Below are 15,027 nucleotides of genomic sequence, written 5' to 3' on the forward strand. Positions count from 1 at the left end.
TAAAACCCACCGCGCCAAAAGTTTATTGCACTATTTTTTTCCACTATATACATAAAACACATTTTTATATAATATAGAGAGTATGAATCGTAAAGAATTTTGGACAAAAACGCAGGAATTTATAAAACTTACCCTGCATAAATATTCTGTTTTTCTTTTGCATCTGACGCCGCACCAAAATATCGCGCAGACGGTGCTTTCTTATACATTACTGGGGACAATCCTGTTGGCTTTACCTTTTATGACAACCACGAAAGTCTCTCTATTAGATAAATTATTTACAGCCGCCGCAGCCGTTTCTACCGCCGGACTTCAAACGGTCAATTTTGCCGATTCATTTTCTTTTCTGGGGAAACTCGTCGTATTAATTTTAATTCAAATCGGCGGAATCGGCTACATGACGTTTTCATCATTTGTGTATCTTTCCTTTTCGCAACGGCACAAATTGCGCCACCGTCAACAAGAAAAATTATCAGCAGAAATTTCCTTGCCCAAAAACTTGGAACTCACTTCCTTTTTACACTCTGCATTTATATTTACCATTATTGCCGAAAGTATTGGCGCAGTATTTTTATTCAATTATTTCCGGCATCATGATTATACCGTTCTAAATGCATTATGGTACAGCGTTTTTCATAGTATTTCGGCGTTTTGTACGGCGGGATACGCCTTGTGGCCTAATGGTCTGGAAAACTTTGTAGACAGTAAAACTATCAATATAGTTATTTCATGCTTGACGTTAGCGGGATCCATGGGGTTTATCGTCGTTACAGATGTATTTAATTTTATCCGCCGCAAGACGTTATCTATTTCGCTGACAACTAAAATGATTGTCATTGCCACGTTTTTACTTGTAGCCTTTGGCACTATGATTTTATTTGTTACATCGCCGGGGTTGACGATTTGGGAAGCGTGTTTCCTGTCCATTTCCACTATAACAACAGCGGGGTTCCATACCGTTAATGTAGGGCTTTTGTCATCGTGCTCGTTACTGGCTATGATTATGCTAATGAGTATCGGCGGGGCTCCGTCCGGCACGGCGGGCGGTATGAAATTAACGGCCTTTTTTAGCGTGGTAGCCATTATGTACACACGCTTACAACTGCGTAACCGCGTCCAAGTATTAGGCCGACGTTTGCCGCTCATGCGTTTATATGCGGCCACATCCACTTTCCTTTTATATACGATGTTTTTACTCACCAGTATATTCTTACTGACATGGACGGAAGATTTACCCTTTTTAAATTTAGTGTTTGAATCGGCGGCAGCGCTGAGCACAAGCGGTCTTTCTACCGGTATTACGCCGGCATTATCTGTCATGGGCAAACTTATTATTATCGGCACGATGATTATCGGACGTATCGGTGTGCTGACCTTTGGCGTAGCCTTATTAAGCCACGACGAAGATGAAGATGAAACCGCCCCGGCAAAACCTACCGAAGATTTGGCGGTTTAATATGAAATTTTACTTGATTAGTTTGGGCTGTCCTAAAAATTTAACCAATAGCGAAGAATTTTCCGCCCGGTTAATTGCAAACGGACACCAAATGGTTTTCTCGCCGGATGAGTCCGACGAAATTATCATCAACACGTGCGGCTTTATTGCCTCAGCCGTCCAAGAAGCCAAAGACGAAATACGCCACGCACTGGAACTCAAACGAAAAGGCCTTGTTAAAAAAGTAGCGGTCACAGGATGTTTGGTGGAACGTTTCAAAGAGCAAGTAGCCAAAGAATTTCCGGAAATTGACACGTTATTTTCTATCGGCGCACAAGAACAAATTGAAAAGGCACTTAAAACGCGCGGGACGTTGTTAGAGCCGTTGCCGTCGTCTTTGTATTTGCCTCATTATAAAATGAGTTTAACCGCCCCGCATACGGCGTACTTAAAAATCGCCGACGGGTGCAATAACCGCTGTGCTTACTGCACGATTCCGTTTATCCGCGGGCCGTACCGCTCTAAACCTATGGAAGATATCGTACGGGAAGCGCGGCTAATGAGCCAAAACGGCGTACAAGAAATTTCACTTATTGCGCAAGATACTACGTCGTACGGAATGGACTTATACGGTAAAGTACAATTTTTGCCGCTCTTGGAAAAACTGCTCAAAATCCGCGGACTCAAACGCTTACGCATTATGTACGCCTATCCGCACCGTATGACGCGCGAAATTGCGCGGCTGATGGCAAGTACGGATAAAATTTTCCATTATGTAGATATCCCCTTGCAACACATCGCCGATCCGGTATTAAAGCGGATGAACCGCCATTGTGACGGGGCACAAATCCGCCGCACACTTGATATGCTCAAAAAAGAAGTGCCGGATATTTCGCTACGCACGAATTTTATTGTCGGCTTCCCCGGCGAAACACAAAAAGATTTTAACGAACTTAAAAAGTTTGTAGCCGAATATGAATTTGACAATATGGGCGTATTTGAATATTTCCGCGAAAAAGGAACTGCGGCGTATGAGATGAAACAAATTTCCGCCGCCGTTAAACACGAACGCTCCCGCGAATTAGAAGAAGTACAAAGCCGCGTAATTGACCGAATAAACAAGCGTTTAATCGGTACCACACTGGAAGCGATTGCCGACGGAAAAGATTTCGGCCGCACTTACAAAGACGCACCGGATATTGACGGGAAAGTAACATTTACGCGTCCGGTCAAAGCGGGTAGTATTTTCAAAGCGCGTGTCGTTGCCGCGCAAGGGTATGAGCGCGAAGTAGAGCCGGTGAAATAATTAAAAATTTAGTTCACTTAAAATAAAAACGCACAAAACTTTTGTTTTGTGCGTTTTATGATCTCTTATTAAAATTTTACAAATACGGTTTGATTTCCTTATACACGCGCTCGGCGACAATTTGATACCCCGCCGCATTGGGATGAATCATATCCGATTTCAAATTGCGTTTATTAAAAATACCCCGTATGATCCCCGGTACAAAAACCGCTTGTTTTTCTTTGGCCAGTTTTTTATACAAACGCGTATATTCCCCCATCTGCGGGCCGCCCGTATCTACCACCACGGCAATTGCTCCGGCGGCTTGTACTTCGTCCACCATTTGCGCAACGGCTTGCGCGGCGCGTTCCACACTTCCACCGCGGATACGGTCGTTCGCACCAAATTCAATCAGCACCATATCGGGGTTTTCGGCTAATACATCCGGCAATCTTGTCGGCGCATTATCGGCGGTATCACCGTTTAACCCTAAATTCACCACCCGCTTGCCGCTTAATCGTTCCAATACCGCCGGATACGAATTTTGCACGCCGCCCGCGCCGTAACCCGCCGTTAAACTATCGCCGAAAGCCACAATCGTTTGCACAGGTTTGCCCGCATTTTTTACAGTTGCTTGCGTAGGCCAAAACCACCACAACACGCCCATGATCAGTATCCCCCAAACTATCTTTTTCATACTTTTTATTATAACACACTTGGCAAATACTAAAAAAAACAAGTTTGACTTTTATTTACTATATTATAAAATAGAAATATGACGACGATAACCAAATCACAACCAACTACTTTATTAGATGCGGCCCAAGCGGCACGGGAAAATTCTTACTCGCCCTATTCACACTTTAAGGTAGGGGCAGCCGTGCTGACAGACGACGGAAAAATTTTTTCCGGCACGAATATAGAAAATTCTTCCTATGGCTTAACTGTCTGCGCAGAACGCAACGCTCTTTTTGCGGCCGTCGGTACGGGGCACCGCCGTTTTAAGGCCTTGGCGCTGGTTACTCAAAAAATAGCGGGTCTAAAATTCAACTCACCTTGCGGAGCATGCCGCCAAGTGATGAGTGAATTTTTAGCCCCCGATACCCCCGTATATATTGCCGTTTTAGACGGTAAAAAACGGACTTGTTATTGCAAAAAATTCAAAGAACTGATGCCTTTTCCTTTTGAAAAATTCACGGAAAAATAAATGCTAAAAAACATATTGGTCATTGGTGGGGCGGGATATATCGGTTCGCATGTAGTGCGTGCATTGTCCGCGCAAGGATATACCCCCGTTGTATTAGATAATTTATCTAAAGGCCACCGAGAAGCCGTGTCTCATGTTCCTTTTGAACAGGGAAATCTGCAAGATAAACCTCTGCTGACGAAAATTTTTAACCGTTATCATATTGATGCGGTAATGCACTTTGCCGCTTTTATTGACGTGGGCGAAAGCGTTAAAAAACCCGAAATGTATTTTCAAAACAATACCACTCATGTGCGGTATTTATTAGAGGCGATGGCGGAAAATAAAATCGCTTATTTTATTTTCTCATCCACTGCCGCTATTTTCGGTGAACCGGTCAAAGAAAAAATAGACGAAAATCACCCTAAAAATCCCATAAACCCCTACGGGAAAAGCAAATGGATGACCGAAAAAATGTTGGAAGATTTTGATACGGCTTACGGTTTAAAATCTACGGCGCTTCGTTATTTTAATGCGTGCGGGGCAGACGACTCCGGCGATATTGGCGAGTCGCACTCCCCCGAAACGCATTTAATTCCGCTTGTATTACAAGCCGCCGCCGGCAAGCGCGAATATATCCGAATTTTCGGGACCGACTATCCCACGCCCGACGGCACCTGTATCCGCGATTACGTCCACGTGAACGATTTGGCCCGCGCGCATATCTTGGCCCTTGAAAAAATGGAAAAAGATAACGTGAGCGAACGGTTTAATTTAGGTAGCGGCAACGGATATAGCGTAGCGCAGATTATTCACGAAGCAAAAAAGATTACCGGTGTAGATTTTATGGTAAAGAACGCCCCCCGCCGCGCCGGAGATCCCGCCGTATTGGTGGCCGATTCGTCCAAAGCCGAACGACTGTTAGGGTGGAAACCGCAGTATGATTTAACCCGCATGATCCAAACCGCCTGGAATTGGGAAAAGAATAGGAAATATTGATTTACCTGTTGTAACACCGCTTTCGCTGTCCGTTCCATCATATCTTCCAGCTTTTGGACCTAGAAACATCTTGGGCCTTTAGGCCCTTGAAAGGTCTCTCTTTCCTACCCATACTACAATTAAGAGAGAGAAACTTATGAAACGGATTTGTTGCGCTATCAGCTGTTTTGTCATGCTATGTATGCTTAGCGTAAAAGCTCATGCAGAGGACCCGTATGGAGTTTTGCAAGATGCAGTTCATGACCATACATACGCTATGGATTTCCTTTTAAACGGAACGCCTCTCCGTTATGCCGTTTCAAAAGATATTTCCATGGAAGAAAAGAAGATATTTGCCCAATCGTTACGTCAGTGGCCACTGGAAGTGTTAAACCTCATTGAACAAAATCAACGGACACAAGAATTTAAAGACATTATCCCTTTACTAAAGCGAAATCTTACACTCGTAGAACAGGACCCTTTTGATAATTACTGGTATGTTTGTAAAGCAAGTGAAGACGGGGCAGGAGGATTTCTGGCCCATGATCGCAGACATAAAAACCGATCCTCTATTTGTTTCAACGAATCCATACGTTCCGCCGATAGACAATTGAACAAAATACATCTAGGTACCGCTTTGCTTCACGAGGCCGGGCATTACTTCGGTCTGGCCGACCAATACGGGCCGGACAATGCTGCACCCGGCTACTCTACCGGACCCCATAAAGGCAGTGCCATGGATCTGTTAATAGGGAATTCACTGGAGGAGAGGCACATCTCCTGCGACGATGCGGATGGCTTTATCAATTTCTTAGATTTACGCCTATATCAACGGGACGGCAAGTTTTCTCCCCGGGCCCAACGAGGTTGGAAAAGTTTATGTGCGAGTTCTTCCATGCGCTATCAAAATGCCCAACCGGTTGTCCTTACGGAGCCGGATATGCAATTCTTGGACAATAATCTGTTACCTTTGTTTCGGATCGGGGCTCATGATAAACAGAAACGCGACCCATACACTAATTGGCTCATGCAAGTCCATTCCGATACAGGTTGGGGTAACTTGTGTTCCCCCAAAAGACGTCGCGCCACTTTAGATTTCTCTATTAACTATACTACCCAGGAATTGCAAATTTTCTGCAACCGTCGAGGAACTGCTCAGGAAACTCCTACTTATCACTTTCCGCTTCCATATGCCAAAACATGGGGATTTGCTATGAGCAAAGATCAACAAACCACGCAGGTAAACTTTGAAGATTTCCAACTAAAAAGAGTGTCCGTCACATATAGGACACATAGCAGAAATGGGCTCATCTCCATAGAGTGGGATAAAACCTTCAAAAAAGGAAATTACGAATTACGCATTACTATGGGATCAAACCTATATACCTACATGGTTTCCCCCAATGGACTGTATGCAATCCGCGAAAACAATATACAGGATAAACAGTGCAGTTTAACTCCTTCTTATCATGCAACTTTCCAGTATTTAAAAAAGACCTTGGAAACGCAATTGGTTTTATTACGCAATTATGAAAAAAATTTCTACCAACCCATGTTGCAAGACCGGGAATTAAGATATATAGTTCCCCAAGTGAACCACCAAATCCGTCAAAAAGGATTATGATAAGTTGTTTAGATTTTATGTTCCTATACGTGTAGGAGAGAATGTCTACACAGTTAGGATATCTGCCCTACACAATAGTAAAAAACAATCTTTTGATATGTCTAGCGATTTGTATGATGTTATATTGGAAATGAATCAGCGTACCGCAAGTGCCATAATTTCAGACACGGAAAGCGGTAACGCTGATATTATTAGCATAACTGAAATGTTGAGAAATGTCAAGGAGTCAGATGGAGAGTTTTATATAAAACCTACTATTGATACTTTCGAACAATCTGACACTCTATTCCAAGATATCAAATACGACAAGAACGGTAAGGCAGATACCAACTCGCCTGAATTTAAGAAGTGGTTTGGTGATAGCAAGGTGGTGGATGAGAAAGGGAAACCGCAGTATGATTTAACCCGCATAATCCAAACTGCCTGGAATTGGGAACAACACCGAAAATACTAACTCAATTTCATATAAAAACTCCGGTGCATGTATAAATGTACCGGAGTTTTTTTATCCAAATTATCTTTTTACCGTACAAAGTTTGTAGCGATAAAATCTTCGCGTTCAGGCACGCCGTACGCCTCTTTACCAAGCGCCACGGATTTCATCAAAAACGCCATATTACGTGCTAACGTGCGCATAATTTGCAAACCTTCTTCATCCTGCAAGATTTCGCCGGGTTTTTGCCCGTGAGCACAGTTCCAATATTGCCCGGTGGCAATCGGCATACCGCTAATCATAAAGTATTTATTGAGTTGATCAAACGCCGTAGAAAGTCCACCGCGCCGTCCTACCGTTAGCGCCGCACCGACTTTCATAGACTTATCAAAACGCGTACTGAAAAACAAACGGTCTAATACCGCCATCAGCGTAGAATTGGCCGAGGCATAATAAACGGGGCTGGCTACCACCAAACCGTTTGCACGACGAAATTTAGGGGCGATTTTATTGACGATATCATCAAACACGCATTTGCCTGTTTTAGCGCATCTGTAACACGCCACGCAACCGCGCACGGCTTGATTACCAACGTGGATAACTTCACTTTTTACGCCTTCTTGTAAAAACACATCTTCCATTTGGGCGAGTGCAAGTGCCGTATTCCCTGAAGCATGCGGGCTACCGTTAAGTAATAATACTTTCATAAGTACCTCCTAAATTTTCTAAATTGTAGCAAGAAAAACTGAAAACATGCAAGTTGAAAAATAGTTATTTTTTAGGCATTTTGCCAAATATGCTTGATTTTTGTTGCAAAAAATTATAGAACAGATTATAGAACAAAAACAAAAGTTATACAGGAGCGTTATGAAAACACTGCACCCCAAACAAGAAAAATTATTGGAAATTTTGAAATCGCATATTGCCGATCCGTTGACGATGGAAGAACTGGCCGAACAGTTGGACGTCAGCGCCAAAAGTGTAGTTTTTCATCACATTAAACAATTGGAAAAGAAAGGTTTTTTGAAACGAAACCCGTCTAATCCGCGCGACTATATGATTTTGAAAGATCCGGAAAAGAATGTGGTGTATCTTAAAATGTACGGCATGGCCAAATGCGGCCCGGAAGGAACGATTTTAGACGGAACACCCACACGTATTGTGCCGGTGGACCCGAGTATGATTTATTTTCCGGCCTGCAAAGGATTTATGGTAGAAGCCAAGGGTGATTCTATGGAAAATTTAATTTCCCCCAAAGATTGGCTGATTGTAGAACAAAGCCGCCAACCGAAAAACAAAGATGTAGTGGTATGTGTCAATAACGGCGAAGTACTTGTAAAACGGTTCACGAAAGACGGTGATAATGTCATTTTGCAATCGGAAAACCCGCATTATACGCCCATTGTGGCCGATAAAACTTCTTTCCACGTGGAAGGGATTGTGCGAAGTATCATTAAGCGTAACTTCTCGTGTTAAATCTTCCTGAAAAATTGCATTAGCGCACCTAATGCAGTTAGTTGTAACCTCAACCGGGGCCGCTTTTGCGACTCCGGTTTTAATTTTTCCGTCATAATGTTATTATTTAGTACAAGTTTTTATCGTCGGGCTGAAAAATTTTCCTTAATAAGATACAATACTATTTATAGAAATCCAAAAAAACGAGGATATCCTTATGAAAAATAATCAAGCATTTACGTTGATTGAGTTATTAGTAGTTGTGTTAATTATCGGGATTTTGGCGTCGGTAGCTCTGCCGAAGTATCAAGCCGCGGTGGATAAAGCAAAATACACCGAGTTAATAGAAATGGGCCGTGCCGTAAAAGATGCCGAAGAAAGATACTATCTAGCAGCGGGCGAATATACAACAACTTTGGACGATTTAGATATAGAAATTCCGGCTTCCTTTCGCAGCGAATACGCTATTGACTCTTATGTGACACATATATGTATGTATTCTCGATGGAACTATCTGGACGGTGCGCCGCGTATTTACTTCGTATATGACAACGCAATATCGAGTGATGAATTTCTAACGCCCGGAAAAACATACTGCTACGCGCACAATCCCCGGGGTGAAAAAACCTGTAAATTATTTGGAACACTCGTCGGGAGAAATGCTAACAACAATGTTTATGTGTTGAATTAGTTTTTCATAACAACAGGCCCTAACGTTCGTTAGGGCCTGTTATTTTATCTTAATCTAAAAATACTTAATCGATTATCACTACGGAGCGTCCGTCTTTTTCCGGGCTGTACGGGTCTTTCTGGTTCACACCGTCAATAATGTATAAGAACTTATACGTTCCGGGCAAGATAGAAAGCGTTGTTTCCCAATGGTCGCCTTTTTTGGTAAGCGCTTGCGGTTTAGACATCGTGAACCCGCTGACAATCTGCACTTTTTTACCTTCGCCGAACCATCTGAATGTTACGCGGCGGTATTTGCTTTTGGCATTGGCCGTTACGGTTACACTTACTTTTTTCTCGGCGGGGGCTTCTTCTGTAATAACTTCTTGTACAATCGTCTCTACCGGTTTAATTTCCGGTTGCGGCGCAGGCTTTATTTCCACCACCGCTTCTTCTTGAACGACTACCGGCGTGACAATTTCCGGCTCGGCAGCAACGGAAATGACTTCGCTTTCCGGCGCTACTTCTTGGACGACTTCTTCTTCCACGGCTACGCCATCTTGCGTACCCGAAGTGTGAAAAACACTATTAGACAAGCGTTGATACACAAAAAAACCAAACACGCATAACAACACCATGTCTATAACAATTAAAAATAGCCAAAGGTCTTTATTTCCGGCAGGTTTTACGTCTAAATCAAGGTCTTCTTTTTCCATAATTATCCTGATTAAAAAAAGCGGGCGAAGGGAATCGAACCCTCGTCTAAAGCTTGGGAAGCTTCCATTCTACCATTGAACCACGCCCGCGTGAACGTAAACGTCTTAATGCTTCTTTATTGTAGCAAAGTTATCCCCTTGCATACAACTATTTATTTTCCGTATTAACTAGGTTGCGAATAAATGCAAGTGCATCTTCTTTCGATTGCACTTTCCCTTCCACCTGTGCTACGGCAACTGCTTCTAAAATCTCGCCGATTTTGGGGCTGGACGGAATATTCAACGCATCCATCACATCACGCCCGGTAATAATACGCGACGGACGCACCACACGCGGATGCTCAAAAAATTTACTAAAAAGTAATGAAAGAACTTGTAAATGGCGAAGTGTTTTTCCGACAGCCTCTTTTTTTTGTGCGCGGGCCAAACTCATTAAAGACTCGTCGCTATGAGGCAATATGCGACGCAGTTGCGCATCGGTAACATAACTGGTGTAATCGGCCCAACACAAAAACAACATAGGCACCGCAGCGTCACCCAAATCGCGGAAAAAATGATACGCCCCTTTATCGGTAATAAAATCGTTACTCGCCAAATTGCTCGGACGCAAATGCTCGCCGATCATCGCCCCGATTAAACGCATATCGGGCCGGCTATAATGCAAACGCTCCAACACACTTCGCGCCATTTTAGCCCCGCGTTGTTCGTGATAAAAAAACCGCAACCGTCCGTCTTTCATCCGGGCCGTAGCCGGTTTGGCAATATCGTGTAATAGTGCCGTCATTTTAAAAAGCGGTTTTTGGTGCGTCATTTCTTGCAAGCGGCGTGCATATTTGGGGAAAGCCGTATCTAAATGGTCTAACAGATATTCAATGCGTTTAAGCACCAACAGCGTATGTTTTAATACGCCGCCTTTTCCGTAATAGACTTCGGCACATGAACGTTGCGGAATAAGTTCGGGAAACAAAGCCGTAAGCAACCCGCACCGGTCCATTAAAACAAAATTTTCATACGCTTTAGATGTATTAAATAACCGCGTCAATTCTTCGTGGATACGCTCACCTGCCGGTTGGTTAATCAGAGCTGCATGCTTTTTAATCAGTTTAAGCGTCGCCGGACAAATGGTAAAATTGAGTTCCGCCGCCGACCGAAACGCCCGCAACATACGCAAAGGATCTTCTGCAAACACGCGAGGGTTTGTATGCCGAATAATTTTATGTTTTACGTCGTCAAGACCACCGGCAAAATCCACTATTTTTTTTCGTTGCAAGCGTTTGAGTAAAATTTTGGCATTCGCATTTTTTTGCGGAGTAATTTCAATTTGCGGCAGCGCGGTAACAGGATACGCAAGCGCATTAAACGCAAAATCACGCCGGAGCAGATCGGCCTTTAAGTCTTTCCCCTGATAGGCGGTTAAATCAATTTGAATTTTATCCTTATGGGTAACAAGCCGCCACACGCCGTACTCAGCGTCCATTTCAAACACAGCGGCTTTTAATTTTTTAGCCAAAACAAGAGCCGCCGGTTTTACATCTTCGGGCGGTAAGGTCAAATCAATATCGGTAGATTGCCGTTTGAGCAGGCTACTGCGTACAATTCCCCCCACATAATAAGCCTGTGGGACACAGTCAGCCAACACCCGCGCCAATGTAGAAACGCGGGACGGACTACTCAACGCTTTCCTCTGCCGCGGGAGCAGCGGCTGTACGCGCCGCCAATTTGGCGACGGCGTCTTTGCGAAGTTCGCGTTTTAGCACTTTGCGAAGAGCATTTTTGGGCAGTTCTTCTAAAAATTCAAAATCACGCGGACGTTTATAATTGTCCAAGTGGGTTTTTAGGAACATACGAAATTCTTTTTCGTTCAGTTCCACGCCTTCTTTTTTAACGGCATATAATTTAATAAATTCACCGCCGCGACCGTCCGGCACGCCAATAATAGCACATTCTTCAATAGCCGGGTGTTCGCAAATAATGGCTTCCACTTGGGCGGAGAATACTTTAAGCCCTTTAATAATAATCATGTCTTTCTTGCGGTCTTTGATGAAGATAAATCCGTCATCATCTACTTCCACGATATCCCCGGTTTTGAACCAACCGTCCTCGGTAAAAGCATCGCGCGAAGCCGCTTCGTTGCCCCAATATCCGCGGAACACATTGGGCCCCTTGACGCAGAGTTCGCCTTCGTGATTGCGAGGCACTTCATTTCCGTTGTCGTCCACTACAATCGTGCTGACTGCCGGAATAGCCGGGCCGACCGATTTGATTTTTTGCAGTTCTTCGGTGTTCACACTGACCACCGGGCTCGTTTCGGTTAAGCCATATCCTTCCAATATCGGTACGTTAAATTTTTGCTCAAAGCGGTCTTTGATTTCTTGCGTAAGCGGTGCCGCACCCGATACACAGAAACGGATGTTTTTGAACGGCCAGAAACGCAAGTATAATTGTTTGAGCCCTTTGGCTTCTTTAGAAAGTACCGCATAAATCTGCGGAACAGCCAACATCAAAGTAACGTTTTCCGAGCCCATGGCCCCTAACCATTTACTGGCCGGCATTACATTGGCTACCACCACCACTTTAAGCCCTAAATAAAGCGGGATAACCACACAGGTCGTCCACGCAAAAGAGTGGAACATAGGCAACAAGCACAAGAAAACGTCGTTGTCGTTAATCTTAAAAATTTGTGCACAGGAAATAACGTTAGAAGCTAAATTCCCGTGGGAAATCATCGCCCCTTTGGGTAGCCCCGTCGTACCGGAAGTGTATAAGATAAAGGCCAAATCGTCCAATTCGGCTTGTGGAGCAGAGGTTTCATCGTGGAACGTAGATTTTTCAATTTGTTCCCAAAAGAGTTGCACTTTATCACATCCGGCCGCGGAAGAAGGTACTTCGTCCGTCGTAAAAATATAGTTTACCGTAGGGGTACTCGGTGCAGCCTTTACATAATGTCGCAAGAATTCGGCTTGAGTAACTACCGCTTTGGCTCCGGCGTTATTCAAAATAAATTGAATCTCTTCTTGTTTAGTAACCATGAAGTTTATCGGGATACTGACCGCGCCCAATTTATATAACCCATAGTTAGCGATGACGGTATCAATCGCATTGCGGTGAACAATACCTACGCGATCACCTTTGCGGATACCATGCTCAAAAAACATATCGGCAGCGCGATCTACTTTCATTAAGAGTTCATGATAAGAAACCTTTTTACCGCTACCGGCTTCCACCAAGGCAATTCTATCCGGAAAACGGAACGCACTGTCTGCGAGTGAAGTATATAAATCTTTGCGACGAATCATAAGCACCTCTTATTTTAGGACTATACTATATTGTATAAAAATCAGACCTGTCTGGGGTCTAAAATATCTCTAAAGGCATCCCCCAACAAATTCCACCCGAGCACAAACAGGAAAATAGCCGCCCCCGGCACAGCCACCGTGTACCAATACGCCAGCGGATTTTGCGCCGTACCAAGCACCCAGTTGCGGGCCATGGCAATCAACTGTCCCCAGTCGGCTGTTCCCGGTTGCGCGCCTAACCCTAAAAAGGATAATGACGCTGCCGTCAACACAATATATCCGATATCCAAACTAGCCACTACGACCGACGGATAAATAGAATTAGGCAAAATGTGCCGTAGTAAAATACGCGGGCCGCCGGCGCCCAAAGTGCGGGCAGCGGTTACATAGTCGCGCCGCTTAACCGACAAAATATCACCGCGAATAAGGCGCGCATAAGATGGCCACGCTACGGCCGTTAACGCAATCATCATATTTTTAATATCCGGGCCCAGCATGGCGGCAATGACCATGGCCAAAACGAGCGACGGCACCGCAAACACCACATCGGTAAGACGCATGAGCACTTCGTCCACTTTCCCACCGAAATAGGCAGCCACCGCCCCTACCAATAGTCCGATTAAAAATGCAAAAAAAGTAACCGTAATACCTATGCCAAACGCCAGCCGCGTTCCCCATATTACCCCGTAATATAAGTCATATTGTTGCTCGGTAGTACCGAACCAATTTTGCGCCGATGGCGGTTGAGGTGCAATTTGGTAACTCTTTTGCGGCATTTGGTAAGGGTTATTGGCATTATGCACCGGAGCCAACACCGGCGCAAATAAAGCAATTAACAAGAAAAATGCAACGATCAAAAACCCGGCGAGCGAAGTTTTAGTTGTGTAAATACGTTTGAAAATACGGTTTTTAAGCATAATTAATCTAACCGGATACGCGGATCCACCGCCGTATATAAAATGTCTGATAATAAATTTCCCAACACAAACAGTACCGCCACCATTAAAGAAAATCCCAATATACCGGCAATATCCAATTGTTGCGCGGCAAGTACCCCAAAACGTCCGATACCCGGATAATCAAAAATGGTTTCCACAATGACGGTCCCCCCCAGCAAACGAATAAACTGAATACTGGCCAGCGTAATCACCGGAATAATGGCATTTTTTCCGGCGTGTTTATACACGACTTGCCGTTCGCTTAATCCTTTGGCCCGTGCGGTGCGAACATATTCTTTATTTAATTCTTCTAACATGCTCGATCGCATCACACGTACCATCAACGCAAACGAACCGATACATAAAGTGACCGCCGGTAATACCAAATGGGATAATACATCGCCAAACACGCGCCAATTACCGTTAAGTATAGCGTCTATCAACAAAAATCCTGTATAAGTATGAAAATTCGGGCCGTGGATAATCATATCCGTTTGGAAGGAATAGCCTCCCGGCGCAAACCAACCGAGTTTGCCGTAAAAAATCATTAGTAGCAGTAAGCCTAATACGAAAATCGGCAACGAAAACCCGCCCACGCTAATCACGCGGGCCAAACTGTCTTGCCACTTATCCTTATGCACGGCAGAAAATACCCCAAACCATACCCCGAAAAACACCACCAATATCATGGTTACAAAGGCAAGTTGTACCGTCGCCGGCAGATATTCTTTAAGGGCTCTGGACACCGGCATATTGGCGCTGGGGCTATATCCCAAATCACCTTTGATTACTTGCCCGAGCCACCGCCCGTACTGCTTAAATACATTGTCACGCAGACCATACTGCCGAATTACTTCTTCAAGCGCACCCATTTGCCGCGGGTCTTTAACATATAAAGACGCGCGCATTTCGGGGCTTAACCGTTGGGTTAAAAAGAATAACAGAAAAGTTACTCCCAACACCACAAGCGGCAACAGTATCAGTCTGCGGACAATATAACGAAACATAAACT

At 44.3% G+C, this 15,027-nt stretch carries 15 protein-coding genes and 1 tRNA gene; 8 read left to right on the forward strand and 8 right to left on the reverse strand.

Translation table 11 applies throughout. The features are described from left to right. Positions 1-82: 82 nt before the first annotated feature. Together ACQY3H_RS00625 and rimO are read left to right on the forward strand one after the other, a co-directional pair. Positions 83-1,456, forward strand: coding sequence for a TrkH family potassium uptake protein (locus tag ACQY3H_RS00625; RefSeq protein ID WP_428073795.1), 1,374 nt, complete (start codon positions 83-85; stop codon positions 1,454-1,456). Between the two features lies 1 nt (position 1,457). Continuing rightward, a complete protein-coding gene (rimO, locus tag ACQY3H_RS00630; protein WP_428073797.1) occupies positions 1,458-2,741 on the forward strand; it encodes a 30S ribosomal protein S12 methylthiotransferase RimO in 1,284 nt (427 codons plus the stop codon). Positions 2,742-2,817: 76 nt separating this feature from the next. Here rimO and ACQY3H_RS00635 read toward each other — a convergent pair whose 3' ends face one another. Beyond that, positions 2,818-3,417, reverse strand: a complete 600-nt coding sequence (locus ACQY3H_RS00635) for a GDSL-type esterase/lipase family protein (RefSeq protein WP_428073799.1) — start codon at positions 3,415-3,417, stop codon at positions 2,818-2,820. Positions 3,418-3,495: 78 nt separating this feature from the next. Here ACQY3H_RS00635 and cdd point away from each other — a divergent pair, with 78 nt between their 5' ends. The 4 genes from cdd (at position 3,496) to ACQY3H_RS00655 (ending at position 6,962) form a co-directional block, all read left to right on the forward strand. Further along, on the forward strand, positions 3,496-3,927 hold the full coding sequence (gene cdd / locus ACQY3H_RS00640; RefSeq protein ID WP_428073801.1) for a cytidine deaminase: 432 nt from the start codon (positions 3,496-3,498) through the stop codon (positions 3,925-3,927). Continuing rightward, positions 3,928-4,905 carry a UDP-glucose 4-epimerase GalE gene (galE, locus tag ACQY3H_RS00645; RefSeq protein WP_428073803.1) on the forward strand — a complete coding sequence of 326 codons (978 nt, stop codon included), beginning with the start codon at positions 3,928-3,930 and terminating at the stop codon, positions 4,903-4,905. It abuts the gene before it with no gap. A 136-nt stretch (positions 4,906-5,041) separates the two neighbouring features. Beyond that, a complete protein-coding gene (locus ACQY3H_RS00650; RefSeq protein ID WP_428073805.1) occupies positions 5,042-6,508 on the forward strand; it encodes a hypothetical protein in 1,467 nt (488 codons plus the stop codon). Between the two features lie 130 nt (positions 6,509-6,638). Then, entirely contained in the window at positions 6,639-6,962 is a 324-nt protein-coding gene (locus tag ACQY3H_RS00655; RefSeq protein ID WP_428073807.1) for a hypothetical protein, read from the forward strand. A 68-nt stretch (positions 6,963-7,030) separates the two neighbouring features. Here the strand turns inward: ACQY3H_RS00655 and ACQY3H_RS00660 are convergent, their stop codons facing one another. Then, complete coding sequence (locus tag ACQY3H_RS00660; RefSeq protein ID WP_428073809.1) at positions 7,031-7,648, reverse strand: flavodoxin family protein; 618 nt, start codon at positions 7,646-7,648, stop codon at positions 7,031-7,033. Positions 7,649-7,808: 160 nt separating this feature from the next. Here ACQY3H_RS00660 and ACQY3H_RS00665 point away from each other — a divergent pair, with 160 nt between their 5' ends. Next, on the forward strand, positions 7,809-8,417 hold the full coding sequence (locus ACQY3H_RS00665) for a LexA family protein (protein WP_428073811.1): 609 nt from the start codon (positions 7,809-7,811) through the stop codon (positions 8,415-8,417). Positions 8,418-8,613: 196 nt separating this feature from the next. Beyond that, entirely contained in the window at positions 8,614-9,087 is a 474-nt protein-coding gene (locus ACQY3H_RS00670) for a type IV pilin protein (protein WP_428073813.1), read from the forward strand. Positions 9,088-9,151: 64 nt separating this feature from the next. Here the strand turns inward: ACQY3H_RS00670 and ACQY3H_RS00675 are convergent, their stop codons facing one another. The 6 genes from ACQY3H_RS00675 to ACQY3H_RS00700 all read right to left on the reverse strand — a co-directional run bounded on the left by ACQY3H_RS00675 (position 9,152) and on the right by ACQY3H_RS00700 (position 15,022). Then, positions 9,152-9,781 carry a hypothetical protein gene (locus ACQY3H_RS00675; RefSeq protein WP_428073815.1) on the reverse strand — a complete coding sequence of 210 codons (630 nt, stop codon included), beginning with the start codon at positions 9,779-9,781 and terminating at the stop codon, positions 9,152-9,154. 19 nt (positions 9,782-9,800) lie between these two features. Then, a tRNA-Gly gene (locus ACQY3H_RS00680) sits at positions 9,801-9,871 on the reverse strand. A gap of 58 nt (positions 9,872-9,929) precedes the next feature. Continuing rightward, positions 9,930-11,456 carry a CCA tRNA nucleotidyltransferase gene (locus ACQY3H_RS00685; protein ID WP_428073817.1) on the reverse strand — a complete coding sequence of 509 codons (1,527 nt, stop codon included), beginning with the start codon at positions 11,454-11,456 and terminating at the stop codon, positions 9,930-9,932. Further along, on the reverse strand, positions 11,449-13,077 hold the full coding sequence (locus tag ACQY3H_RS00690; protein ID WP_428073819.1) for a class I adenylate-forming enzyme family protein: 1,629 nt from the start codon (positions 13,075-13,077) through the stop codon (positions 11,449-11,451). The genes ACQY3H_RS00685 and ACQY3H_RS00690 overlap by 8 nt, the downstream gene beginning before the upstream one ends. Before the next feature lie 41 nt (positions 13,078-13,118). Continuing rightward, entirely contained in the window at positions 13,119-13,994 is an 876-nt protein-coding gene (locus tag ACQY3H_RS00695) for an ABC transporter permease (protein ID WP_428073821.1), read from the reverse strand. Positions 13,995-13,996: 2 nt separating this feature from the next. Continuing rightward, a complete protein-coding gene (locus ACQY3H_RS00700) occupies positions 13,997-15,022 on the reverse strand; it encodes an ABC transporter permease (RefSeq protein ID WP_428073823.1) in 1,026 nt (341 codons plus the stop codon). Positions 15,023-15,027: the final 5 nt, after the last annotated feature.

The sequence above is a fragment of the Candidatus Avelusimicrobium luingense genome, assembly GCF_902757105.1.
Lineage (GTDB): Bacteria > Elusimicrobiota > Elusimicrobia > Elusimicrobiales > Elusimicrobiaceae > Avelusimicrobium > Avelusimicrobium luingense.

Excerpts from the sequence above, each read along its gene's own strand:
- ACQY3H_RS00625 (WP_428073795.1), top strand. The coding sequence starts at position 83 with ATGAATCGTAAAGAATTTTGGACAAAAACGCAGGAATTTATAAAACTT.
- rimO (WP_428073797.1), top strand. The coding sequence starts at position 1,458 with ATGAAATTTTACTTGATTAGTTTGGGCTGTCCTAAAAATTTAACCAAT.
- ACQY3H_RS00635 (WP_428073799.1), bottom strand. The coding sequence starts at position 3,417 with ATGAAAAAGATAGTTTGGGGGATACTGATCATGGGCGTGTTGTGGTGG.
- cdd (WP_428073801.1), top strand. The coding sequence starts at position 3,496 with ATGACGACGATAACCAAATCACAACCAACTACTTTATTAGATGCGGCC.
- galE (WP_428073803.1), top strand. The coding sequence starts at position 3,928 with ATGCTAAAAAACATATTGGTCATTGGTGGGGCGGGATATATCGGTTCG.
- ACQY3H_RS00650 (WP_428073805.1), top strand. The coding sequence starts at position 5,042 with ATGAAACGGATTTGTTGCGCTATCAGCTGTTTTGTCATGCTATGTATG.
- ACQY3H_RS00655 (WP_428073807.1), top strand. The coding sequence starts at position 6,639 with ATGAATCAGCGTACCGCAAGTGCCATAATTTCAGACACGGAAAGCGGT.
- ACQY3H_RS00660 (WP_428073809.1), bottom strand. The coding sequence starts at position 7,648 with ATGAAAGTATTATTACTTAACGGTAGCCCGCATGCTTCAGGGAATACG.
- ACQY3H_RS00665 (WP_428073811.1), top strand. The coding sequence starts at position 7,809 with ATGAAAACACTGCACCCCAAACAAGAAAAATTATTGGAAATTTTGAAA.
- ACQY3H_RS00670 (WP_428073813.1), top strand. The coding sequence starts at position 8,614 with ATGAAAAATAATCAAGCATTTACGTTGATTGAGTTATTAGTAGTTGTG.
- ACQY3H_RS00675 (WP_428073815.1), bottom strand. The coding sequence starts at position 9,781 with ATGGAAAAAGAAGACCTTGATTTAGACGTAAAACCTGCCGGAAATAAA.
- ACQY3H_RS00690 (WP_428073819.1), bottom strand. The coding sequence starts at position 13,077 with ATGATTCGTCGCAAAGATTTATATACTTCACTCGCAGACAGTGCGTTC.
- ACQY3H_RS00695 (WP_428073821.1), bottom strand. The coding sequence starts at position 13,994 with ATGCTTAAAAACCGTATTTTCAAACGTATTTACACAACTAAAACTTCG.
- ACQY3H_RS00700 (WP_428073823.1), bottom strand. The coding sequence starts at position 15,022 with ATGTTTCGTTATATTGTCCGCAGACTGATACTGTTGCCGCTTGTGGTG.